The following is a 789-nucleotide window of genomic DNA, read 5'->3' as shown; positions in this document are numbered from 1 at the left end:
AACGAGGACCTTGAGTCCGGCTTCGGCCGCATGGCCGGCTGCGACCAGACCGGCAGCACCCGCGCCGATCACAACGAAGTCGAATTCTTCATCCCATTTCTTGGGTGTCTTAAGCGGAACGGCGCTTGCAGCCGCGCTCATGCCGGCAACGGTCGTGAAAAGTCCCGCCTTGAGGAAAGATCTGCGAGTGGTCATGATGTCTCCTTTTCGTTTTAGCAATTTGAAGCGGATTGCCTTCACAAGAGGCAGTTTTTCTCAAGCCGTACCTAGGTACAGTGACGTGCGGCAACAGTTGATCCCCTTCGGAAAAGCGTGCGGCGCTTATGCGCCAAAATGAGATCAGGAGTTCCACCATGAAACGTCGAGACTTGCTTGCTGCCGCAGCGCTCCCTTTTCTGCCTCGCATGGGACTGTGTGTTGAGTCCGAAGGGCTGCCGACCAAAGCGGATATCGTCATCATCGGCAGCGGTGCGGCCGGTCTGACGGCTGCGTGCCGTGCCGCCGAGCTTGGGGTCGAGCAGGTGGTTCTGCTTGAAAAGGAGCCGTTCGTGGGCGGCTCTTCAATCATGTGCGGCGGGCAGTGGGCGGTGTCCGAAACGGTGCTTCAGCGAAAGCACGGCATAGTCGATTCCGACGAGCTTTTTGTGAACGACATGCTTCGAACGGGCGGCGGCGTCAACGACGAGCGATTGGTGCGCCGGCTTGTGGAAGTGAGCCGCACCCAATATGAGTGGGTGATCGGCAAAGGCGTCAAACCCCTGTCCATTTCGCTCGCGAGCGGCATGAGCG

General features: G+C 58.9%; 2 protein-coding genes. One reads left to right on the top strand and one right to left on the bottom strand.

From position 1 onward, the window contains the following. Positions 1 to 195, bottom strand: a 195-nt coding sequence (locus H6A60_RS11945) for an FAD-binding protein (protein WP_205104921.1), incomplete at its 3' end; no start/stop codon positions are given. Positions 196 to 353: 158 nt separating this feature from the next. Here H6A60_RS11945 and H6A60_RS11940 point away from each other — a divergent pair. Continuing rightward, a partial coding sequence (locus H6A60_RS11940) for an FAD-dependent oxidoreductase (protein WP_205104919.1) occupies positions 354 to 789 on the top strand: 436 nt, incomplete at its 3' end.

It is taken from the genome of Sutterella massiliensis (assembly GCF_016899755.1).
Classification (GTDB): domain Bacteria; phylum Pseudomonadota; class Gammaproteobacteria; order Burkholderiales; family Burkholderiaceae_F; genus Sutterella; species Sutterella massiliensis.
The sequence above is the reverse complement of the archived record's forward strand: the minus strand, read 5'-3'. Positions and strand labels throughout refer to the sequence as shown.